Consider the following 19,821-nt stretch of genomic DNA (forward strand, 5'->3'; position numbering starts at 1 on the left):
ATCTCCCCGAAGCTTCGAGGAGAACCGTGATGTTCACCACCATGAAGGAAGGCCGCGCCGAGGATTGGGCGCACATCGCGCGCGAGCACGGCAAGCATCAGGCCAGCACCGCGCCGCGCCAGATCATGGACAACTTACGCCGCCTTGAAGACATCGAAGTCGGCTTCGGCGTCAGCCAGCTCCATCACAGCCTGCAGGCCGGCACCCAGGCCCGCCGCGACGGCGCATCCGACGAGGAGGTGGTCGCCGCGCTCTGCCACGACATCGGCAAGCTCTTCTCGATCCCCAATCACGGCCCGATCGCCGCCGAGATGCTCAAGCCCTACGTCTCGGAAGACATCTACCACGCCATCTACTGGCACCAGGATTTCCAGGGCCGCTATTATTACGAGCACCTCGGCAAGGACGCCGGCGCGAGGGATCGCTTCCGCGACGAACCGTGGTTCGCACTGGCCGAGAAGCTCGTCGACGATTGGGACGCTCCGGCTTTCGATCCGGATTTCGAAGTCGACCCGCTGGAGAGCTTCGAGCCGGAGATCACCCGCGTATTTAGCCGGCCGAAAAGGATGGTGTGAGTACTAGCGCTCGGAGGGAGGAGAGGTCAGCGGCTCCGCTCGAGCCTCCCATAGCTGATTCTTTGAGCTGCTGCGATGCTTGTGCTTGCAGCTCACAATCACTCCAACCGCATTGCCTCCTCCGCCAGCGCCTCCGCCTCGATAAGTAGCTGGTCGTCTGCGGCACCGACCGACGTGCGTTCCCGCCCGATGATCACCAGCACCGGCACCGCCATCGGCGAGACCCGGTCGAGGTCGACGTGCAGCATCGTCCCTGCCGCCCTGTCGAGCAGGCGCGCGAGCCGGCCCACATCCGTCATCCGCTCGCGCGCGTCGTTCCAGGCGGCTTTCAGCAGCAGGTGATCGGGCTCGTAGCGGCGCAGCACGTCGTAGATGAGGTCGGTGGAGAAGGTGACCTGCTTGCCCGATTTGCGCTTGCCGGGATGGTGGCGCTCGACGAGGCCGCCGATCACGGCGACCTCGCGAAAGGCGCGCTTCAAGAGGTTCGATCCCTGCACCCATTCGACGAACTCGTCCTGAAGGATGTCGGGCGAAAACAGTGCCGCCGGATCGGTAATCGGCTCCAGCCCGTAGCAGGCCAGCGCATAATCGTTGGAAACGAAGCCGAGCGGGTTCAGCCCCGCGCTCTCCATCCGCCGCGTGATCAGCATGCCGAGCGACTGGTGCGCGTTCCAGCCCTCGAAGCTGTACGCTACCATGTAGTGGCGGTGCTCGTGCGGGAAGGTCTCGACCAGCAGCTGATCGGGGCGGGGCAGGGCGGAGCGGCGATCCTGCACCTCCAGCCAGTCGCGCACGTCGTCCGGAAAGCGCGGCCATTGCTCGCGGTCGTGAAGATAGGCGCGGACCCGGTCGGCGAGGTTGGTCGTCATCGCCATGCGGGCGCCGACATAGGTCGGGATGCGCGCGGGCTTGCTCGTTGCCTTCACCATGAGGTCGATGCCCTCGATCCGTTCCACCTCCAGCGTCAGGCCCGCGAAATAGAAGGTGTCGCCCACGCTCAGCGTCGAGGCGAAATATTCCTCGACGGTGCCGAGCTTGCGGCCGTTGCGGAAGCGCACGTCGAGCAGCGGCGCGTCGACGATGATGCCGGCGTTCATCCGGTGCTGCTGGATGAAGCGCGGGTGCGACACCCGCCAGGTTCCGTCTGCGTCGCGGGACAGGCGCTTGAAGCGGTCATAGGCTTTGAGCGAATAGCCGCCGCTCTCGATATAGCTCAGCACCTGGCCGAACAGCTCTTCCGAGAGCCCCGCATAAGGCGCGGCCGAGCGCACCTCGGCCAGCATCTCCTCCTCACGGAACGGGCCAGCGCAAGCCGCCGCCATGATGTGCTGGGCGAGCACGTCGAGCGCGCCGGGGCGGAAGATCTCTGGGTCGAGCTCGCCGCCCTCGATCGCGTCCAGCGCCGCCCGCGCTTCCAGATATTCGAAGCGGTTACCGGGCACGACGATCGCTTCCGACGCTTCGTCGAGCCGGTGGTTCGCCCGACCGATCCGCTGCGTCAGCCGCGACGACCCCTTTGGCGCGCCCATCTGAACGACGAGATCGACATTGCCCCAATCGACGCCGAGATCGAGGCTCGACGTGCACACCAAAGCCCGCAGCCGCCCGTCCGCCATCGCCGCCTCGACCTTACGCCGCGCTTCGAGCGACAAGGAGCCGTGATGCACACCGATCGCCAGGTGCTGCTCGTTGACCGCCCACAAATCCTGGAAGGCGAGTTCCGCCAGCGATCGCGTATTGCAGAAGATCAGCGTCGTCTTGTGCCGCTCGATCTGTCGCATCACGTTCTCGGTCGCCCAACGGCCCGAATGGCCCGACCAGGGGATGCGCTCATCCTCGGGCAGCATGATCGAGAGTTCCGCCTCCGCGCCCGGATCGCCGATCACCACGTCGACCGTCTCGATATCCGCATCTGGCGCGAGCCAGCCCTGATAAGCCTCCGGGTCCGAAACCGTCGCCGACAACGCCACCCGCCGAAGCCGTGGCGCAAGCCGCTGCAATCGCGCCATTGCCAGCGAGAGCAGGTCACCGCGCTTGCCGGAAGCAAAGGCATGCACCTCGTCGACGACGATCGTGCTCAAGTCCGCAAACAGGGTCGCGCTGTCCTCGTGGGAGAGCATCAGGCTGAGCGATTCCGGCGTCGTCAGCAGGATCTGCGGCGGCTTGACCCGCTGCCGCGCCTTGCGGTCGGCCGGCGTATCCCCCGTCCGGGTCTCGACCCGAATATCGAGCCCCATTTCAGCGATCGGCGTCAGCAGATTGCGCTGCACGTCGACCGCGAGCGCCTTGAGCGGAGAGACATACAGGGTGTGAAGCGGAGAGATCCTCCCCGGGACGGGGAGGGGAACCGGCGAAGCCGGTGGAGGGGGCTCCGAGCCCTCCGCCACCCCCTCTCCACCACGCGACTTCGGATCGCGGGTCCCCTCCCCACTGCGTGGGGAGGACAATGCAACCAAACTCGGCAGAAATCCCGCCAGCGTCTTGCCCGCCCCCGTCGGCGCAACCAGCAGAGCATTCCGCCCCGCCCGCGCCGCCGCCAGCATCTCAAGCTGATGCCGCCGCGGCGCCCACCCCTTGGCCGCGAACCAGTCCGCGATCACCGGCGACAGCGCGCCGGGCGTGGTCAGCATGCGGAGATCGGCTTAAGGAACGACATCGCTCCGCTTGCGGTGCGCGGCGTCTTCCTCCTGGTAAAGCTCATGCGTCGCCTGCTCGGTGCGCTCGATCTCGCCCTGCTTCGCCTTGCGGTTCTTGAGCGTCGCATAGAGGATTGCGATGAACAGCAGGGCAGGGCCCACAATCGTGAGCAGGCTCCAGTTGAACGAACCCCAATCCATGTCGCGCTCCTTTCGTCATCGGGCCGGCGTGGCGGCCGCGCCCTTTCTCCCCATATAGCTCCCCATGGCCCGTCTCGGTTCCTGGATCGAGCCTTTTCCCGAAGGCATCTACGTCAAGCCCGCCGACGCCTGGGTCGATCCGAGCCAGCCCAAGGCGCGTGCGCTGGTCACCCACGGCCATGCCGATCACGCCCGCGGCGGCCACGGCCAGGTCTGGGCGACCCCGGAGACGCTCGCCATCATGGAATGCCGCTACGGCCCGCAGAACGGCAGGGGCATTCAATACGGCGAAGTCATTCGGCTCGGCCAGGTCGACGTCAGCTTCGTGCCCGCCGGCCACGTGCTCGGCTCCGCGCAGATCGTGCTCGAACATGGCGGCGAACGAGTCGTCGTCTCCGGTGACTACAAACGCCGCCCAGACCCGACCTGCGCCACCTTTCAGCCGGTCCCGTGCGACATCTTCGTCACCGAAGCCACATTCGGCCTCCCGGTCTTCCGCCACCCGGACGCGGGCAGCGAGATCGACCGGCTGCTCGAGCGCCTTCACGCCAACCCAGATCGCTGTGTGCTGGTCGGCGCCTACGCCCTTGGCAAGGCGCAGCGCGTTATTGTCGAGCTGCGCGGCCGCGGCCACCACGACCCGATCTACATCCACGGGGCGCTCCAGCGCCTGTGCGATCTCTACGAGGCCCACGGCGTCCCGCTCGGCGACATCTGGCCCGCGACCGGCGTCAAGAAAGACGAACTCAAGGGCAAGATTATCCTGTGCCCACCCGGCGCGCTCAACGATCGCTGGTCACGACGCCTGCCCGATCCGATCACCGCGATGGCCTCCGGCTGGATGCGCGTCCGCCAGCGCGCGCGCCAGCGCAATGTCGAACTGCCGCTGATCATCTCCGACCACGCCGACTGGGACGAACTCACCGCCACGCTTCGAGAAGTGGCGCCAAAGGAAGTCTGGATCACTCACGGCCGGGAAGACGCCCTCAAACACTGGTGCGCCCTCCACCAGATCAAGGCCCGCGAGCTTAACCTGGTCGGCTACGAGGATGAGGACGACTAGCTCAGATCCGGGTTCTCACGTCCTGCTGAACGGTTCAGCATCCAGCTCGGTGGCGGCAGTGCGGGTGAACAGATGGACCCTGGAACGAGTTCAGGGTGACGTTCGGGTCCTTGGCAGGCTCATCAGATGATCGGGTGGCGTTCCCAATTGGGGGCGTCGACGCGCTTGGTCATGCCGCTGTGGAGCTCGCGGATGGTGCGGCTGCCGGTGGTGCTGAACAGGAACGGGAACACGCCGTGGACGAGGCAGGCCAGCCCGCCGCCAATCATCTTGAAGCCGAAACGCCCTGCCTGGACCATGTGTGCGCCATAGCTTTCGCCGACCTCGTCGAGATGCCGGGTCAAAGGATTGTTCGCCATTGCCGTGCCCGTCTCCTGCCTCTAGCCCCTATCTCACAAGCGCCCGCGCTTTGCCTAGCGGAGATGATGATGTTTGACCGGCTCGCCGAACCGTCCGGCGATGCGCTGCACGGCGTGATGGCCCGGTTCAGGGCTGATCCGCGCCCGAACAAGATCGATTTGGGCGTCGGCGTGTATCGCGACGAGACGGGCGCCTCGCCGGTGATGGCGGCGGTGCGGGATGCGGAGCGGCTCCGCATCGAGCACCAGGACACGAAGGCCTACCAGGCGTTGGCAGGCGACCACCTGTTCATTGAGGCGATGACTGACCTCGTCTTCGGGGTGGACGGCCCTGCGGTGCGGGAGGGGCGGGTTGCCGCGATCCAGGGCACCGGCGGCACGGGATCGCTGCGGATCGCACTCGAACTGGCCAAGCTCGCCGCGGCCAGAACGCGCCTGCACCTCGGCTTGCCGAGTTGGCCCAATCACCTTGGCCTGGCGGAGGCGGCGGAGGTCGAGCTTCTCAGCCATCGCTATTTCGATGTGGAGGAAGGGCGGATTGATCTGGCCGCCATCGAGGAGTCGGCGGATGCGGCAGGGGAGGGCGACCTCTTCCTGCTACACGGGCCGTGCCACAACCCTACCGGCGCGGATCTTACTACTGCCCAGCGCGCCTCCCTCCACGCCACCCTTGCCGAACGCGGCGCGGTGCCGTTGATCGACGCGGCTTATTACGGGCTTGGCGACGGTCTCGCCGCGGATCTCGAGCTGCTCCGCGATGACGTCGCCGCCAGCCCGCGCGCGCTGGTCTCCGTTGCCTGCTCCAAGAGCTTCGGCCTTTATCGCGAGCGCACCGGCATCCTGTTCGCGATCTGCGCCAGCGCGGCCGAACGCGACCGGGTTCAAGGCCAGCTTGAGCGGATCAGCCGCACCCTGGTGTCCATGCCCCCCGCCCACGGTGCCGCAACCGTTGCCTTGGTGCTCACGCAGCCTGGGCTGCGCGCATCCTGGGAAAGCGAGCTTGCCGGAATGCGCGCCCGCATGCTCGCCCTGCGGGCCGAACTCGCCGCGCTGACGAACACCGCTCCGATGCTGCGGGGCGTCGACCGCGAGAAGGGCATCTTCAAGCTGTTGCCGCTCTCCCGCGACCAGATCGATCGGCTCGCCCGCGATCACGCCACCCACATGGCGCCGTCGGGCCGCGCCAATCTCGCCGGGCTCAAAGCGGGCGATGCCGAGCGCTTCGCGGCCGCCTTGGCCGCAATTTAGCGGCAGACCCTCACGCTTGCGCTCCGTCCCGACCGCCGATCCCGCACCGGCTCGTCGATGCACGCGGGCTCGGGCATGACCTCATTGCCGGCAAAGCCGAGTTCCTTGCGCTGCGCGCCCCAGCGGGCCGGGAAGTCGTAAGGATAATCCCGATCGTATTCGAACATCGCCTGCCCGCCGGCAACGCTCGCCCCGCCGCCGCGGCCCTGGAAATAGCCGTCGTCGCGGCTGAACACGCGCGGACCCCAATCGTTCTGGCCGAAAAAGACATGAACTCTGCCGCGCTGGCTGGCCCGGTCGATCGAATAAGGCGCGTCGAATTCCGACCAGCCGATCCTGTCCTGGCTGGCGAGAGCCGGACTGGCGGCCCCGATCAGGGCGGCGAAAGCGAGAAAGCGGACCATGGCGACCTCCGGTTGCACGACCGCATCAGTTTAGCAGCGGCCGTTTCTGCCGTCCCGCGCCGGAGACGGCTCGGGATACCAGAGCGGGACAGTTTCAGCCTCCGCGCCTGAGCTTCTCCCGCCGCGCAAGCTCGGCTTCGGAGGGCTCGGACGCGAACGAGCCAAGCTCGACCGGGCCGGCCGGCTCGTAAATGGCAATGATCACGCCATTCTTTGAGACCGTGCTGTCGACCAGCGTCAGCGTCTTGGCCGGCATGCCACGCTCGAACAAACGCGTTCCCTTCCCGAGGAGAACCGGAAAAGTCATTAGGTACAGGCGATCAAGCAAGCCTTGCGCGATCAACCCCGCGTAAAGCGTGCTGCTGCCCCAGACCTGAATGTCTGGCCCGTCCTGCTCCTTGATCCGTGCCACGCCGTCGAACGCGTCGTTCAGCGCGTGCGAGTTGGCCCAGCTCAGCGGTCCGGTCTGGGACGTGACGACATATTTGGCCGCCCGGTTATATGCCTCACCGATCGGGTCATCCTTCTGGTAGGGCCAGTGCGTGGCCCAGATGTCGTAGGTTCTGCGGCCAAGCAGCAGGTCCCGCGGCCCGGAGAAGAGCGGCGCCATGCCCTCCTCGATCGCGCCTTCCCAGAAAGGAAAGACCCAGCCGCCGAGGTCGAAGCCGCCGGTGGGGTCCTCCTCAGGACCGCCAGGCGCCTGCATGACGCCGTCCAGCGAGACGAACGCCGCGCCGATGATGCTACGCGTCAACGCTCTCGCCCTGATAAGCCCGCTGGATGGCCGCGATATCGATGCGCTTCATCTCCATCATCGCGTCCATCACGCGCTTGGCCTTGGCCGGATCGGGGTCGCTCATATGCTCGATCAGCACGCGCGGCACGATCTGCCAAGACAGGCCGAACCGGTCCTTCACCCAGCCGCATTGCTCCGCTTCCGGCACGGCCGATAGGGCGTCGGTCAGCCGATCGTTCTCGGCCTGGCCGTCGGTGAAGACCTGGAACGACACCGCCTCGTTGAACTGGAAATATGGCCCGCCATTGAGCCCCACGAACGGCTGCCCGGCCAGCGTGAACTCCACGGTCAGCACGTCACCCGCCTTTCCGCTCGGATAATCGGACGGGGCGCGGTGCACGCCGTCGATGCGGCTGTCCGGCAGCAGGCCCGCATAGAAATTGGCGGCCTCCTCCGCATTTCCGTTGAACCACAGGCACGGCTTGATCTTGGTCTGCATGTCGCTTCTCCTTGTTGGTTCCTCCCCAAGCCGTGCCCGGGAGGAGCCCAGTTTAGGCCAACTCGCGCTCCGGCTCGGCATGCGCTTCCGATTGCTCGTCGAGGATCATCTCGAAGCCGCCCCAGAACATGCGCTTACCGTCGAACGACATCGGCTCGTCCTTCATTTCGTCGTCGGCCCTCATTTTGGCCCAGGCGGCATCGCGCGTCGCGAGGTCCGGCCATTCGATCCAGGAAAAGACGACGCCCTCGCCCTCCTCGGACCTCACTGCCCGATGGAAGTCGGTCACCTTGCCCCGCGGCACATCATCGCTGAAGGCTTCGACGAGGCGTAGCGCACCATGTTTGGCGAAGATCGCGGCGGCCTTCTGGGCCAAGGCGAGGTAAGCATCGCGATTGCCCTCGGGCACCGGCAGCACGAAGCCGTCGACAAAACCGCCGCGCCGTCCACCCGTGTCGAGTATGGACTGGAAGCCGCCCATGATCATGCGCTTGCCGTCGAACGGCATGTCGATCAGCTCGCCCATCCGCGGATCGCTCATCATCTTGGCGTTGGCCTGGTCCCGCGTGGCCCGGTCGGGATATTCGAACCAGGCGAACACCACGTTTTCGCCGTCCTCCGCCGCGACCGACTTTCGGAAATCGGTGACAGTGCCGTCCGGCACATCCGTGCCCCAGGCCTCGACATGGCGTCGCACGCCGAATTCCTGGAACAGCTTCCAGGCCGCCGCCGCATGGTCGCGATACGCATCCCGGTTCGCATCGGGCACGGGGCAGACGAAGCCTTCTACGTAGGTCATGTCGCTTCTCCTCTTCAGTGATAGGATTCCGGCCAGGGCAGTGGGAAGAGCCCACGATGAGGCCGTGCTTCCTCGACCACCCGGGCGAATGACGGCCGCGCGAGCAGGCGCCCGAAATAGTCGCGGACGTGCGGGTACCGCTCCACCGGCACGATCGTGCCGGCATAGAAGAGCGCCGGCGCCGCCGCGCAATCGGCCAAGCTGAAGCGGTTGCCGATCGCCCATTCGCGCCCGGCAATCTCACGCTCGAACAGCTCCAGCGCCTGGACAATTTGAGCCTCTGCCTGCGCCACCCCGTCCGCATCGCCGCGCCCTTCGGGCCGGAGCCTGTCGATGACGATCTTGCCTACATTGGCCGCGACGAAGCCGTCGAAGAAGCGGTCCCACATCCGCGCCTGCAGCGCGCCGCGTGCATCCTCCGGGATCATCCGCGCCCGCTCCGGCACGAGCTCATCCAGATATTCGATGATGAGGCTGGATTCGGGAATGATCCGCGCCGCCGCCTCGTCGCGCAGCACCGGGAACTTCATCATCGGCCAGACGGAGGCCAGCCGCGCCCGATGCTCCGGATCGCCCAGATCGATGAACACCGGCTGGAATGCCATGTCCTTCTCATAAAGCGCGATCAGCGCCTTCTGACAGAAGGAGGCAAACGGGTGGTAGTAAAGCTTCAGCATACCGGCTCCCCGCTCACCGCCTGTGAGGCCCGGCAGCAGCACTCATAGTCGAGCTGTTCGTCCCAATCCGTCCCGCGGCCTTCCGGCGTCAGATCGAGCATGTTCCAGACCGGCTCCAGCGTGCCGACATGGCGCATGTCCTGCCCTGGATCCGTCGGCGCGTAGAGCATCTCGGCGCCCCAGAAGTGGCGGACAAGCTCCCCTTCCTTGCGGAACACGTTCATCATCGGCTGCTGAGAGCCGCTCTCGCTTTCACCGAGATAATCTCGATTGTACGTGTTCCCGGCCGAGGAGAGCAGCCGCAGATGCCGCCAGCCGCGTTCTTCGGCAAAGGCAAGCAAGCGCGGCAGCGGGGCTCGCGCGACCACGACGAAGCTCATGCGCTGCTGCAAATGCGGCACTGCCCCGTCCAGCTGATCCAACAGCGCGGTGCACGAGGGGCAGGGACCTTCGCCGAGCGGCAGCAGCGCGGTCGCTCCCGTTCTCGGGCCGGGTCGATCATCGTGCGGGTGGCGCGGGAACATGAAGTTGTAGATGGCCAGCGATCGGTGGCCTGCACCGAACAGATCGGACATGAGTACATTGCCGAGCGATCCGTCCCCCTTCCGCCCTTGAAAGACGTAGTTGACGGGCACGATCCCGCCGGGCGGCAGCGAGCGCCGCGCGACCGCGACAGCCTCCATCGCCCGGCGCAGCTCAATCTCCTGCTCCAGGAGGCGCTCCCGTGCTTTCCTGTAGTCGGCTGTTTCGCCTGGAAATCGGACGCCCACGCCTTTGTCCTCCATCAAGCCGCAGCACGCGGCGCGTCGGGCTTGTCCTGAAAGTCGGCCAGCTGCGCCGCCAGGGCGCGCCCGAAGGCCGGGCGCGCCTCGCAGCGCGCCTGGTAAGCTGCGAGATTGGGATAGTCCGCGATGATGCTGGTGTGGCGCAGGTTGCGCAGCACGGTCGTCATCATCAGGTCTGCGACGGTGAAGCGGCCTTCCAGATGCTCATGGTCGCCGAGCCAGTCGGACAGGCGCTGCAATCTCGTGCGCACCGTTCGTTCGGCTTCCGGTCGGCGCTCATTCGCCCACGCCGCGCCTGCGTTGAAGACGTCGATGTTGACGAGCTCGAACATCATCGGCTCGATGCTGTTCAGCGCCGCGATCAACCAGCAAGTCGCGCGGGCTTTGCCGGCCGAATCGCGCGGCAGAAGCGCCTCGGACCGCTCCCCGAGATGGAGCAGGATCGCGCCGCTTTCGAACAGGTGGAGGGCGCCCTCGACGAAGACCGGTACCTGCCCGAATGGCTGCTCGAGCAGATAATCCTGCGGCTTGTCGCCCATCGGGCTGAGCAGCCGGACGCGGTAAGGCAGCCCTATCTCCTCTAAGGCCCAGCGGACCCTCAGATCCCGCACCACGCCCTTGGCGAAGTCCGGCACCCAGTTGAATGCGCTGATCTCGATTGCGGCATTGGGGTCGACGGGCATGGTCAGGCCGCCCGCTGCGCGCCGGCAGCGTCCGCTTCGACGAGGGCTGCCAGCTGGTCCGCGACCATGCCCCAGCCTTGCTCGAAGCCCATCTCCTTGTGCTGGCGCACCGCCTCGGCATCGAAGTGGCGCGCGCGGGCCGTATAGCGGGTGCCGTTCCCCTCCGGCTCGAAGGTGGTGATCGCGACCATGGCGAAGTCGCACTCGCTCGCTTTGGTGGTGCGCGGCTCCCAGCCGGCGGCGAACAGATTGGTGGTCACGATCCGCTCGTTCGGCACCACCTCCAGGAACACGCCTTCCTCGGGATGCGCCGATCCGTCCGGCCCCTGCATCTCGATCGCCGACCGACCACCCGGGCGCAGTTCCTGCGCGATCACCCGCGTCTTCCACGGCTTGGGCGCGAACCACTCGGCGGTGCGCTCGGTCCAGACGCGATACACCACTTCCGGCGGGGCATCGATGTAGCGCGTCGTCGAGAGTTCGAGATTCTGGTCAGTCACTGCTTTGCTCCGTCTCTGCAAAGTTGATGGTCGATCAGGCCGGGACCGGTTCGGCATGGCTCGCGGCTTCCGCTCCGCAGCCGGTGAACATAGCCGCGGCGGCTTCGCGCAGCTCGGCTTCAGTCATCGTCCGGATCGGCGTCAGCAGCGCCCAGCTGTGTCCGAAGGGGTCGCGCACGATCCCGTAGCGATCGCCCCAGAACTGATCGGCCACCGGCATCACGGCGGTCGCGCCGGCGCCGAGCGCTCGCTCGAATGCCGCGTCGACGTCCGGCACGGCGAGGTTGAGCGTGATCGGCGATCCGCCGAGCGTGTTGGGCCCGAGCGCCCCCCACGGACGGTTCTCGTCGGTGAGCATCACGGTCGCGCCGTTTATCCGGACGGCGCCGTGCATCAGCCGGCCATCGGGCCCGGGCAGGCGCATCAGCTCCTCGGCGCCGAATGCGCGCTTGTAGAAGTCGATCGCGTCCGCCGCGCCGTCGCACACCAGATGCGGGGTCAGAGCGGGCGTGGAACTGGCTGTGTCGGTCATCTCGCGTCTCCTGCTTGGTTGATTGGATCAGGCCGGCTGCGGCTGCGCCATCGCCTCCGTCGCGGCGGCCACGTCCATGTGCATCGGCTCCCAGATATGGCCGTCGAGATCCTCGAAGCTGCGGCTGTACATGAAGCCCATGTCCTGAGCGGCGCGCGGCTCGCGTCCGCCGGCGGCGAGCGCCTGCTCGGTGATCTCGTCCACTGCCGCGCGATCATCGCAGGAGATGCACAGCAGCACCTCGCTCGCTTCGCGCGCATCGACGATCCGCTTGGGCGTAAACGTGCTGAAGAAGCCGTGGGTCAGCAGCATCACGTGGATCGTGTCGGAAAACACCATCATCGCGCCCGACTCGTTGCTGAACTGCAGGTTCTGCTCGGCGCCGATCGCTTTGTAGAAGGCGACGGAGCGGGGCAGGTCCGCCACCGGCAGGTTCACGAAAATCATCCTAGACATCTCAATTCTCCTCAGCCGGCGAATCACCTGTTTGACTGTGATGCGCTTCCGAGTTAAGGAAAGCAACTATGAAGTTAGAAAAGATAACTAACTCGGACCTGGGTCCAAACCGGCGCCGCTACGACGACGCTTGCGGTACGGCGCATGGGCTGGAGCTGATCGGCGAGCGCTGGGCGCTCTTGGTGCTGCGCGAGCTGCTGCTCGGCCCGAAGCGCTTCAGCGATCTGCGCGCCGATCTTCCGGGCATTAGCGCCAATGTGCTGACCCAGCGGCTGGAAGGGCTGGAGGCCTCGGGCCTGCTCGTCCGGCGCCGGCTGCCGCCGCCCGTCTCTGCCCAGGTCTATGAGCTGACGCCCTGGGGTTATGAGGTCGAGCCGATCGTTCAGACGCTCGGGCGCTGGGCCGCGCGGTCACCGACGCACGATCCAACGCTGCCGATCAGCGCCACCTCCATCATGCTCTCCTTGCGCACCATGTTCAGCCCCGAGCGCGCCCGGGGGCTGCGGGCGAGCATCGGTTTTCGACTCGGCCACGAGACCTTCTTGGCCGAACTTGAAGACGGCGTGATGAAGCTGGAGAGGGGTGATGCGTGGCAAGGACAGGCTATCTTCACCGGCCCGCCAGAGCGGATCGCCGCCGCCATTTACGGCAAGGTGCCGTTCGATCAGCTCGAGCCGGCGCTGGTCGTCACGGGCGACCAAGCCCTCGCCGAACACTTCCGCGCCATCTTCGAGCTCCCGCCCAAGGCTGAGGTGCCGGCACCGAACAGGAAGTAACGTCTGCTCTCCACCGGTTGCGGCCATCCGGCTCTTCCTCCAACAAGGAAGGGTGGAAGTGGAAGATGCACCGAGGAGCGACAGGAAAATCGTGCAATCCCGCTTCGGAACTAAGCTTCGGTACGAATTCGGGCCTGAGGAGCTGATCCACACGAGGTCCAATTTCTCTGAGACGCATCGCTGCTACGCCCGCTACGAGGATATCGGGAGAGGTGATCCTGCCTATCTCACCCTCAGTATCGCGGGTTTACCGCAGTGTCCTTGGCAGTGGCGGTCTCGTTTTTCGTCGTCAGCATGACGGTGATCCTCGCCTACCAGATGGAGCCTTGGTTGGTGGTGATCCCGATGTGGGTGGTTCCTGTGAGCTTCCTCATCGTTCGTTTGCTCACCCCCTTCGCTCACCACTTCGTGCTCATCCCAGTGTCATCCGATGCATTCGGCGGCCAAGGGCCACCGGTATGGGTGTGGGACGACGCACTGGGACAAAAGGTGTTGGATGAGCTCGAATCGCGATGGCGGGCCCGGCTTCGAAGCCTGCACGCCGTGATCGATCCAGATAACGATGCGCAGCGCGAGGCAGCGAAGTTCCAGTGGCTCAGAGAGAATGAACTCGTAGACGAAGCGGAGTATCAGGCCGCACTTGGTGAGATCGAGGTGCATTGTTCCTTTTTCGGGTCCGAACGCTCGGTCAATTAGAGACGCAGAATTCTGGGGCCTGTCGACCCAAAGGCTACTCTGGATATTCTCTAACGCCTCCTCCGCCCTAGCCGCGCCAGCAGCCCGGGTCGCACCCGCGGCTCAAACAGCTCGTCCGGCGCTTCGGGATCGAGCAGCTTGCTCTCCGCTATCGCCCGTTCGGCCTTGTTGGGCGGCTTCGGCACGAGCGGCACCAGGCTGCGCTCCTCGCCGCGCAGCGCCTCGATGCAGCCGATCAGCGAGCCCGCTTTCCCGAAACACTCTGCCACCTCCTCGCGGGTCTTGCCGAGATGCTCGGCGAACAGGCCGGTGCGGATGCGCGCGATCTCGCCGCACACATCGTCGCGGCCGCGCCCGTCGATCATCAGGTCGCACTCGCTGTCGAGGCCCATTGATCGGTTGTTGAGATTGGCCGAGCCGACCCGGAAGATCTCGTCGTCGACGATCATGATCTTGGCGTGCACATAGATGTCGAGCCCGCCCTTCGTCACCGGCGTGTAGATGCGGAAGCGGCCGTGCCGGTCGCGCTGCTTCAGCGCTTGCATCAGGTGGTAACGGGCCGGGCTCATCACCTCCTCGTCCAGCCAGCCCTCGGCCGTCTTGGGATTGATCACCACGAATTCCGGCCCGTCCGGCTCCTCCAGCCTTCTGGCGATCGCCTCCGCAATCACCCCGCGAAGCGAAATATTGCGTCTCGAAATAGACGAAGCGCCGGGCGGTCTCGATGAGGTCGAGGAACAGCGCCTCGATCTCGCGGACCTCCTCATTCTCCGCCTCGTGGCCCCGGGTGCGGGCGATAACGACGTCCACATCGCGGAAATTGGCCTTGAGTCCGTCCGGCCAGGGGTCGCCGCCGGGTGCAGGAACGGCCAGATCGTCGCCCGTCGTCGCCGCATCCCAGCGCTTGCGCGCGAGCGCGCCGAGCGCAGCGGCCGCATCTCCGTCCACCGCCATAGTCGCATCGTGCCACGGCTCGTAGCTGCGCCGCGTGAAAGGCGCCTTCCGTCCCGGCTCCTCATCCCGATGGTCGCGCGTGTCCCAGCGCTCGCCGGTGATGTCGATGCCGCCGCAGAAGGCGAGCGCGTTATCGATCACCAGCAGTTTCATGTGGTGGCTCGCGTCCAGCGGATGCGAGCTGTCCCACTTGATCGTGATCTGCGGATCGACCCACCAGCGCATCATCCGGAAGAAGGTGGTGCCGCGGCCGGGCACACTGATCAGCCCCTCGTCCCAGGCGAGGATGTAGATCTGAAGCTCCGGCCGTCGGCGCGCGATCCAGGTGAGCAGCGGCCCGAGCGCCAGCGGAGCCCCCGACGCCCCTTTCTCCTCGTCGAGCCGCACGCGGGTGTCGACGTCCCAGCCGACCAGCATGATCTGCTGCCTGGCGCGCAGCATCGCCTGGCGCGCGGTCCGGAAATAATCCGCCGCATCGACGATCAGCGCCGCCCGGCTCGCCTTGGCGTGGCGCCAGCAATTGCGCCCCGGCTCGAGCAAGCTCGACTTGGTGCTAGGCTGAGCGGGATCGGCCACCCCTGCGGAACGCGTCGGTCCGCCTCCAAGTTTCGCCTCCGGAATGGAGCCGATCTTGTGAAAGGGACCGCGTTGCTTCTAGGGGCGAGCCGAACAGGGAGACGCATCCATGAAGCTCGACAACAATATCGCCGCCGTTGTCACCGGCGCTGCCTCCGGCCTCGGCGAGGCGACCGCGCGCGCGCTCGCCGAGCGCGGCGTCAAGGTCGCGGTGTTCGACCGCGACGCCGAGAAGGGCGAGCGGGTCGCCTCCGAAATCGGCGGGGTGTTCGCCGAGGTGGACGTGACGTCGAACGAGGCGGTCGATGCCGGTTTTGCCCGTGCTCGCGAGGCGCATGGGCAGGAGCGGATCTGCGTCAATTGCGCGGGCGTGGCCAATGCGGTGAAGACGGTCGGCCGCGACAAGCAGACCGGCGAGATCAAGCGCTACCCGATCCATCAGTTCGAATTGGCTATCCAGATCAACCTGATCGGCAGCTTCCGCGTGCTCGCCGCTTCCGCCGCGGGCATGGTGACGCTCGATCCGCTGGAGGATGGCGAGCGCGGCCTGATCGTCAACACCGCCTCGGTGGCCGCGCAGGACGGCCAGATCGGCCAGGCCGCCTACAGCGCATCCAAGGCTGGCGTGCTGGGCATGGCTCTGCCGATCGCCCGCGACCTGATGAGTGAGGGGATCCGGGTCAACACCATCCTGCCCGGCGTGTTCGAAACGCCGATGGTGGCTATGATGCCGCAGAACGTGAAGGACGCGCTCGCCGCCCAGGTGCCTTTTCCAAAGCGTCTCGGCCGCGCCGAGGAATATGCCCGCCTCGCCGTCTTCATGGCCGAGAACACTTACCTCAACGGTGAATATGTGAGGCTGGACGGCGCGATTAGGATGGCTCCGCGCTGAAATAGATCCATCGTGGGTTAGCCGGTGCCGGGCGACCCCATCGGAGCGCCAGGTTCGCCCTTGGGTATCCAAAAGCCCTTGTGCTTTGATTGCCCAGACTCGATCTCGAATGCTCGATGTCCCGCATTCGCGTCATTCTGCTCAATGCAGCGCTCGGCCCGCTCGATTACCGGCTGCCGCACGGCATGGTGGCCGGGCCGGGCTCGATCGTGCTGGCGCCGCTTGGGCCGCGGCAACTCGCCGGCGTCGTGTGGGAGCCAGAACGGGCCGAAACGCAGGAGGTGGGGGACAATCGTCTGCGACCGCTCATCCAGGTCTACGACCTGCCGCCCGTTGCGGAACCGCTTCGGCGACTGATCGAGTGGACGGCCGATTATTACCTCGCCCCGCTTGCCGCGGTGCTGCGGATGACCCTGGCGTCGGCGAGCGCGCTCGATGGGGCGCGCAGCGTGACAGAATATCGCCCGACCGGCCATGTGCCTGAGCGACTGACACCGCAGCGCGCGCAGGCGCTGGAGCGCATCGAGGGCCGGCAGGGCCTTGTAAGGGAGCTGGCGCTTGCGGCTGATGTGTCGGACGGGGTTATCCGCGGCCTCGTCAAGGCTGGCGCGGTCGAGGCCGTGGAGGTCTCGATCGACGATCCATTCCCGCGTCCCGACCCACAGCATGCTCCGCCCCAGCTTGAAGATGCGCAGAAGGCGGCCGCCCGCGAGCTCGTGCTGGCCGTGCAGGAGGCGGAGTTCGCGCCGTTCCTGCTCGACGGGGTAACCGGCTCGGGCAAGACCGAGGTCTATTTCGAGGCGATAGCGGAAAGCCTTCGCATGGGCAGCCAGACGCTGGTGCTGTTGCCGGAGATCGCCTTGACCGAGCCCTTCCTGAAGCGCTTTGCGGCCCGCTTTGGGTGCGAGCCGGTGGCGTGGCATTCGGGTTTGCGGCAGTCTCAGCGGCGGCGGGCTTGGCGAGCGGTGGCAACCGGCCAGGCCAAGGTCGTGGTCGGCGCACGATCGGCCCTGTTCCTGCCGTACCGCCAGCTCGGCCTCATCGTCGTCGACGAGGCCCATGAGGTGAGCTTCAAACAGGAGGACGGGGTTCAGTACCACGCCCGCGATGTCGCGGTGATGCGCGCCAAGCTGGAGCGGGTGCCGGTCGTGCTGGCCTCGGCAACGCCCGCGCTGGAGACGCGCCACATGGCCGAGATCGGCGTCTATCGAGAGCTGAAGCTGCCGGATCGCTACGGGGCGGCTGAGCTTCCCGAGATCCGCGCCGTGGACTTACTCCAGGATCCGCCGCCGCGCGGCCGCTGGCTGGCACCGAGCCTGGTCCGCGAGATCGAGGTCAATCTCAATGCGGGCGAGCAGAGCCTGCTGTTCCTCAACCGCCGCGGCTATGCGCCGCTCACTCTTTGCCGCGCCTGCGGACACCGTTTTCAATGCCCGAACTGCACCGCCTGGATGGTCGAGCACCGGCTCGTGCACCGCCTCGCCTGCCACCATTGCGGTCACCTGATGCCGCCGCCCCGCGCCTGCCCGGAGTGCGAGGAGGTGGATAGTCTCGTGCCGGTCGGTCCTGGCGTAGAGCGTATTGCCGACGAGGTGAAGGCGCTGTTTCCAGATGCGCGGACCGCCATCGTGACGTCCGACACGATCTGGTCGCCGGCCAAGGCGGCCGAGTTCGTCGGGCGCATGGAGGCAGGGGCGATCGACATCGTGGTCGGCACCCAACTCGTTACCAAGGGCTACCATTTTCCGAACCTGACGCTGGTCGGCGTCGTCGATGCAGACCTGGGCCTTTCAGGGGGCGACCTGCGCGCCGCGGAGCGCAGCTTCCAGCAGATCAGCCAGGTTTCGGGCCGCGCCGGGAGGGGCGAGAAGCCAGGACGCGTCCTTGTTCAGACTCACGAGCCGCAGGCGCCCGTGATCAGCGCGTTGATCAGCGGCGATGCCGAGGGCTTCTACGAAGCCGAGACCGATTCGCGGCGCGAGGCCGCCATGCCGCCGTTCGGGCGCCTTGCCGGTATCATCGTCTCGTCCGAGGACCTGGCCGAGGCAACCGAAGCAGCGCGCCTGATCGGGCGCACCGCGCCGCGTGTCGAGAACATGGCCGTGTTCGGCCCGGCGCCGGCGCCGCTCGCCATGCTGCGCGGGAGGCACCGTCAGCGCCTGCTGGTCCATGCCGCCCGGTCGCTCCCGGTCCAGGACATCATTCGCGAGTGGCTGGACGCGCTCGAGCATCCGCGCGGTGTTCGCGTGGCGGTGGACGTGGACCCGTACAGCTTCCTGTGACCCTATCCGCCGTGCTTGCTTGTCGCTAAGGCCGCGCGATGAAATTCTTCGTCGACACCGCCGATATCGGCGACATTCGCGAGTTGGCCGAATCCGGGCTGCTCGATGGGGTAACCACCAACCCTTCGCTGATCCACAAATCAGGACGCAATTTCCTGGAAGTGGTGAAGGAGATCGCCGACTTGGTTCCGGGGCCGGTCTCGGCTGAAGTGGTCGCGACCGATCATGACGAGATGATGCGGGAAGCGGAAATCCTGCGGAAGCTCGCGGACAATATCGCGGTCAAGGTGCCGCTTACGCTGGATGGGCTCAAGGCCTGCCGGGCGCTGACGGGCGACGGCACGATGGTCAACGTGACGCTCTGCTTCACCGCCAACCAGGCGCTGCTCGCCGCCAAGGCCGGCGCGAGCTTCATCTCGCCGTTCGTGGGGCGCCATGACGACATCGGCTTCGACGGGATGGAGATCATCTCCGACATCCGCATCATCTACGACAATTACGATTTCGCAACCGAGATCCTGGTGGCGAGCATCCGCCATCCGGTGCACATCCTGCAATCGGCCAAGATCGGCGCCGACGTGATCACCGCGCCGCCGGCAGTCATCCGGCAGCTGTTCAAGCATCCGCTGACCGACCGCGGCCTCGAAGGGTTCGCGGCCGATTGGGCCAAGACCGGGCAGTCGATCGGCTAAACCGCCTGGCAGACCAGCCGGCGCAGCGGCCAAGCGAGATTGATCGCGCCGTGGGCGTCCTCCAGACCCAGAATGTCTTCCGCCGCACGGGCGGTCGCTGCGGCGCTGGCCTTGGTGATCCCGAACAGCAGGCGCAGGAATTCGCCCATCTCCTCGCGCGTCGCGAACTGCCATTGTGGGCGATGCACTGCGTCTTCCAGCACGCGAAAGCCTGCCCCTTCCAGGAAGGCCGAAGTGGACCCGTTCAGGAACACGCCCTCGTGTCCCATCGGATTGTAGTCGGCGACAAAGCCGTTGAGGAAGCGATCGGTGCTGCTGCCTTGCTGAACGTCGGCGACCACGGCCAGGCCGCCGGGTCGCAGCACGCGCCGCATTTCACGAAAGATGGCGGGAAGATCCGGCTCGTGATGCAAGCCGGCCAAGCTGATGAGGTGATCGAGCGAAGCGTCCGGCAGCGAGAGCGTGTCCATCGCGCAGCGCAATGAGATCGCGCCCGGATGGGACGGGAAGAGGCTGGCGAAGAGGTCGGAGGGCTCCACTCCGACATAGCGAACCTGTGCGTCACCGACGTACCGCCACAAATAACCCGCGCCCGCGGGGACGTCGCACAGGGTCTGGCCCGGTTCTAATTTCAGCGGCTCGAGCACCAGCGCGAACTCGGCCGCGCGGGCGTCCGGGCACATCTGCATCGCCGCGTGATATGAATCAGCGCGCTCTTGGAAGATGTTCTCGTAAGTTTTAAACACCGCTGAGGATGAGCATCTGGCTTAAGCAGGAGTCAACACGTCCGATCCTCCCGG

General features: G+C 66.2%; 23 protein-coding genes and 1 pseudogene. 8 read left to right on the plus strand and 16 right to left on the minus strand.

Features of this window, described 5'->3' with window-relative positions; all coding sequences use genetic code 11:
• Window positions 1–29 precede the first annotated feature (29 nt).
• Entirely contained in the window at window positions 30–575 is a 546-nt protein-coding gene (locus VF631_RS14770) for an HD domain-containing protein (RefSeq protein WP_431851084.1), read from the plus strand.
• A gap of 98 nt (window positions 576–673) precedes the next feature.
• Here VF631_RS14770 and VF631_RS14775 read toward each other — a convergent pair whose 3' ends face one another.
• Together VF631_RS14775 and VF631_RS14780 are read right to left on the minus strand one after the other, a co-directional pair.
• Window positions 674–3,205, minus strand: coding sequence for a ligase-associated DNA damage response DEXH box helicase (locus tag VF631_RS14775; protein WP_431851085.1), 2,532 nt, complete (start codon window positions 3,203–3,205; stop codon window positions 674–676).
• A gap of 12 nt (window positions 3,206–3,217) precedes the next feature.
• Window positions 3,218–3,412 (minus strand): hypothetical protein, encoded by a 195-nt coding sequence (locus tag VF631_RS14780; protein ID WP_431851086.1) that lies wholly within the window; start codon window positions 3,410–3,412, stop codon window positions 3,218–3,220.
• Window positions 3,413–3,476: 64 nt separating this feature from the next.
• On the opposite strand from VF631_RS14780, the gene VF631_RS14785 reads away from it, so the two are divergent.
• The gene (locus VF631_RS14785) at window positions 3,477–4,475 is read left to right on the plus strand and encodes a ligase-associated DNA damage response exonuclease (RefSeq protein ID WP_431851087.1); all 999 of its coding nucleotides are present in this window, start codon (window positions 3,477–3,479) and stop codon (window positions 4,473–4,475) included.
• A 122-nt stretch (window positions 4,476–4,597) separates the two neighbouring features.
• Here VF631_RS14785 and VF631_RS14790 read toward each other — a convergent pair whose 3' ends face one another.
• Window positions 4,598–4,834 carry a DUF6356 family protein gene (locus VF631_RS14790; protein ID WP_431851088.1) on the minus strand — a complete coding sequence of 79 codons (237 nt, stop codon included), beginning with the start codon at window positions 4,832–4,834 and terminating at the stop codon, window positions 4,598–4,600.
• Window positions 4,835–4,897: 63 nt separating this feature from the next.
• Between VF631_RS14790 and VF631_RS14795 the strand changes: the two genes are divergently transcribed.
• The gene (locus VF631_RS14795) at window positions 4,898–6,082 is read left to right on the plus strand and encodes an aromatic amino acid transaminase (RefSeq protein ID WP_431851089.1); all 1,185 of its coding nucleotides are present in this window, start codon (window positions 4,898–4,900) and stop codon (window positions 6,080–6,082) included.
• Here the strand turns inward: VF631_RS14795 and VF631_RS14800 are convergent.
• The 10 genes from VF631_RS14800 to VF631_RS14845 all read right to left on the minus strand — a co-directional run bounded on the left by VF631_RS14800 (window position 6,079) and on the right by VF631_RS14845 (window position 12,153).
• Window positions 6,079–6,486 carry a hypothetical protein gene (locus VF631_RS14800; protein WP_431851090.1) on the minus strand — a complete coding sequence of 136 codons (408 nt, stop codon included), beginning with the start codon at window positions 6,484–6,486 and terminating at the stop codon, window positions 6,079–6,081. The two genes, VF631_RS14795 and VF631_RS14800, sit on opposite strands and share 4 nt — an antisense overlap.
• 94 nt (window positions 6,487–6,580) lie before the next feature.
• A complete protein-coding gene (locus VF631_RS14805) occupies window positions 6,581–7,240 on the minus strand; it encodes a dihydrofolate reductase family protein (RefSeq protein ID WP_431851091.1) in 660 nt (219 codons plus the stop codon).
• Window positions 7,230–7,721: a VOC family protein gene (locus VF631_RS14810; protein WP_431851092.1), complete on the minus strand. Its 492-nt coding sequence runs from the start codon at window positions 7,719–7,721 to the stop codon at window positions 7,230–7,232. The genes VF631_RS14805 and VF631_RS14810 overlap by 11 nt, the downstream gene beginning before the upstream one ends.
• 52 nt (window positions 7,722–7,773) lie before the next feature.
• Window positions 7,774–8,520, minus strand: coding sequence for a DUF1428 domain-containing protein (locus tag VF631_RS14815; RefSeq protein ID WP_431851093.1), 747 nt, complete (start codon window positions 8,518–8,520; stop codon window positions 7,774–7,776).
• Window positions 8,521–8,534: 14 nt separating this feature from the next.
• Window positions 8,535–9,197 carry a glutathione S-transferase family protein gene (locus VF631_RS14820; RefSeq protein WP_431851094.1) on the minus strand — a complete coding sequence of 221 codons (663 nt, stop codon included), beginning with the start codon at window positions 9,195–9,197 and terminating at the stop codon, window positions 8,535–8,537.
• Complete coding sequence (locus VF631_RS14825) at window positions 9,191–9,967, minus strand: DUF899 family protein (RefSeq protein ID WP_431851095.1); 777 nt, start codon at window positions 9,965–9,967, stop codon at window positions 9,191–9,193. The genes VF631_RS14820 and VF631_RS14825 overlap by 7 nt, the downstream gene beginning before the upstream one ends.
• Before the next feature lie 14 nt (window positions 9,968–9,981).
• Window positions 9,982–10,665 carry a glutathione S-transferase family protein gene (locus VF631_RS14830; protein WP_431851096.1) on the minus strand — a complete coding sequence of 228 codons (684 nt, stop codon included), beginning with the start codon at window positions 10,663–10,665 and terminating at the stop codon, window positions 9,982–9,984.
• Window positions 10,666–10,667: 2 nt separating this feature from the next.
• A complete protein-coding gene (locus VF631_RS14835; RefSeq protein ID WP_431851097.1) occupies window positions 10,668–11,165 on the minus strand; it encodes an SRPBCC family protein in 498 nt (165 codons plus the stop codon).
• A gap of 34 nt (window positions 11,166–11,199) precedes the next feature.
• A complete protein-coding gene (locus VF631_RS14840) occupies window positions 11,200–11,697 on the minus strand; it encodes a VOC family protein (RefSeq protein ID WP_431851098.1) in 498 nt (165 codons plus the stop codon).
• A gap of 27 nt (window positions 11,698–11,724) precedes the next feature.
• Entirely contained in the window at window positions 11,725–12,153 is a 429-nt protein-coding gene (locus VF631_RS14845) for a VOC family protein (RefSeq protein ID WP_431851099.1), read from the minus strand.
• A gap of 68 nt (window positions 12,154–12,221) precedes the next feature.
• On the opposite strand from VF631_RS14845, the gene VF631_RS14850 reads away from it, so the two are divergent.
• On the plus strand, window positions 12,222–12,929 hold the full coding sequence (locus tag VF631_RS14850; RefSeq protein ID WP_431851100.1) for a winged helix-turn-helix transcriptional regulator: 708 nt from the start codon (window positions 12,222–12,224) through the stop codon (window positions 12,927–12,929).
• A 294-nt stretch (window positions 12,930–13,223) separates the two neighbouring features.
• Entirely contained in the window at window positions 13,224–13,625 is a 402-nt protein-coding gene (locus tag VF631_RS14855; protein ID WP_431851101.1) for a hypothetical protein, read from the plus strand.
• Window positions 13,626–13,675: 50 nt separating this feature from the next.
• On the opposite strand, the gene VF631_RS14860 is transcribed toward VF631_RS14855, so the two are convergent.
• Together VF631_RS14860 and VF631_RS14865 are read right to left on the minus strand one after the other, a co-directional pair.
• The gene (locus VF631_RS14860) at window positions 13,676–14,296 is read right to left on the minus strand and encodes a phospholipase D-like domain-containing protein (protein WP_431851102.1); all 621 of its coding nucleotides are present in this window, start codon (window positions 14,294–14,296) and stop codon (window positions 13,676–13,678) included.
• Between the two features lie 406 nt (window positions 14,297–14,702).
• Window positions 14,703–15,020: pseudogene (locus VF631_RS14865) on the minus strand (phospholipase D-like domain-containing protein); the annotation flags it as partial.
• A gap of 244 nt (window positions 15,021–15,264) precedes the next feature.
• Here VF631_RS14865 and VF631_RS14870 point away from each other — a divergent pair.
• The 3 genes from VF631_RS14870 (at window position 15,265) to fsa (ending at window position 19,021) form a co-directional block, all read left to right on the plus strand.
• Window positions 15,265–16,047 carry an SDR family NAD(P)-dependent oxidoreductase gene (locus VF631_RS14870; RefSeq protein ID WP_431851103.1) on the plus strand — a complete coding sequence of 261 codons (783 nt, stop codon included), beginning with the start codon at window positions 15,265–15,267 and terminating at the stop codon, window positions 16,045–16,047.
• A 116-nt stretch (window positions 16,048–16,163) separates the two neighbouring features.
• Window positions 16,164–18,329, plus strand: a complete 2,166-nt coding sequence (locus VF631_RS14875; protein WP_431851104.1) for a primosomal protein N' — start codon at window positions 16,164–16,166, stop codon at window positions 18,327–18,329.
• A gap of 38 nt (window positions 18,330–18,367) precedes the next feature.
• On the plus strand, window positions 18,368–19,021 hold the full coding sequence (gene fsa / locus VF631_RS14880; RefSeq protein ID WP_431851105.1) for a fructose-6-phosphate aldolase: 654 nt from the start codon (window positions 18,368–18,370) through the stop codon (window positions 19,019–19,021).
• On the opposite strand, the gene VF631_RS14885 is transcribed toward fsa, so the two are convergent.
• Entirely contained in the window at window positions 19,018–19,767 is a 750-nt protein-coding gene (locus VF631_RS14885; RefSeq protein ID WP_431851106.1) for a class I SAM-dependent methyltransferase, read from the minus strand. The two genes, fsa and VF631_RS14885, sit on opposite strands and share 4 nt — an antisense overlap.
• Window positions 19,768–19,821: the final 54 nt, after the last annotated feature.

The sequence above is a fragment of the Allosphingosinicella sp. genome, assembly GCF_036387615.1.
Lineage (GTDB): Bacteria > Pseudomonadota > Alphaproteobacteria > Sphingomonadales > Sphingomonadaceae > Allosphingosinicella.

Bases quoted from the DNA above. Each gene is read 5' to 3' on its own strand.
- VF631_RS14850 (WP_431851100.1), top strand. From the start codon at position 12,222: ATGAAGTTAGAAAAGATAACTAACTCGGACCTGGGTCCAAACCGGCGC.
- VF631_RS14775 (WP_431851085.1), bottom strand. From the start codon at position 3,205: ATGCTGACCACGCCCGGCGCGCTGTCGCCGGTGATCGCGGACTGGTTC.
- VF631_RS14870 (WP_431851103.1), top strand. From the start codon at position 15,265: ATGAAGCTCGACAACAATATCGCCGCCGTTGTCACCGGCGCTGCCTCC.
- VF631_RS14820 (WP_431851094.1), bottom strand. From the start codon at position 9,197: ATGCTGAAGCTTTACTACCACCCGTTTGCCTCCTTCTGTCAGAAGGCG.
- VF631_RS14810 (WP_431851092.1), bottom strand. From the start codon at position 7,721: ATGCAGACCAAGATCAAGCCGTGCCTGTGGTTCAACGGAAATGCGGAG.
- VF631_RS14770 (WP_431851084.1), top strand. From the start codon at position 30: ATGTTCACCACCATGAAGGAAGGCCGCGCCGAGGATTGGGCGCACATC.
- VF631_RS14840 (WP_431851098.1), bottom strand. From the start codon at position 11,697: ATGACCGACACAGCCAGTTCCACGCCCGCTCTGACCCCGCATCTGGTG.
- VF631_RS14785 (WP_431851087.1), top strand. From the start codon at position 3,477: ATGGCCCGTCTCGGTTCCTGGATCGAGCCTTTTCCCGAAGGCATCTAC.
- VF631_RS14875 (WP_431851104.1), top strand. From the start codon at position 16,164: ATGTCCCGCATTCGCGTCATTCTGCTCAATGCAGCGCTCGGCCCGCTC.
- fsa (WP_431851105.1), top strand. From the start codon at position 18,368: ATGAAATTCTTCGTCGACACCGCCGATATCGGCGACATTCGCGAGTTG.
- VF631_RS14790 (WP_431851088.1), bottom strand. From the start codon at position 4,834: ATGGCGAACAATCCTTTGACCCGGCATCTCGACGAGGTCGGCGAAAGC.
- VF631_RS14830 (WP_431851096.1), bottom strand. From the start codon at position 10,665: ATGCCCGTCGACCCCAATGCCGCAATCGAGATCAGCGCATTCAACTGG.
- VF631_RS14795 (WP_431851089.1), top strand. From the start codon at position 4,898: ATGATGATGTTTGACCGGCTCGCCGAACCGTCCGGCGATGCGCTGCAC.
- VF631_RS14845 (WP_431851099.1), bottom strand. From the start codon at position 12,153: ATGTCTAGGATGATTTTCGTGAACCTGCCGGTGGCGGACCTGCCCCGC.
- VF631_RS14815 (WP_431851093.1), bottom strand. From the start codon at position 8,520: ATGACCTACGTAGAAGGCTTCGTCTGCCCCGTGCCCGATGCGAACCGG.
- VF631_RS14800 (WP_431851090.1), bottom strand. From the start codon at position 6,486: ATGGTCCGCTTTCTCGCTTTCGCCGCCCTGATCGGGGCCGCCAGTCCG.
- VF631_RS14780 (WP_431851086.1), bottom strand. From the start codon at position 3,412: ATGGATTGGGGTTCGTTCAACTGGAGCCTGCTCACGATTGTGGGCCCT.
- VF631_RS14855 (WP_431851101.1), top strand. From the start codon at position 13,224: ATGACGGTGATCCTCGCCTACCAGATGGAGCCTTGGTTGGTGGTGATC.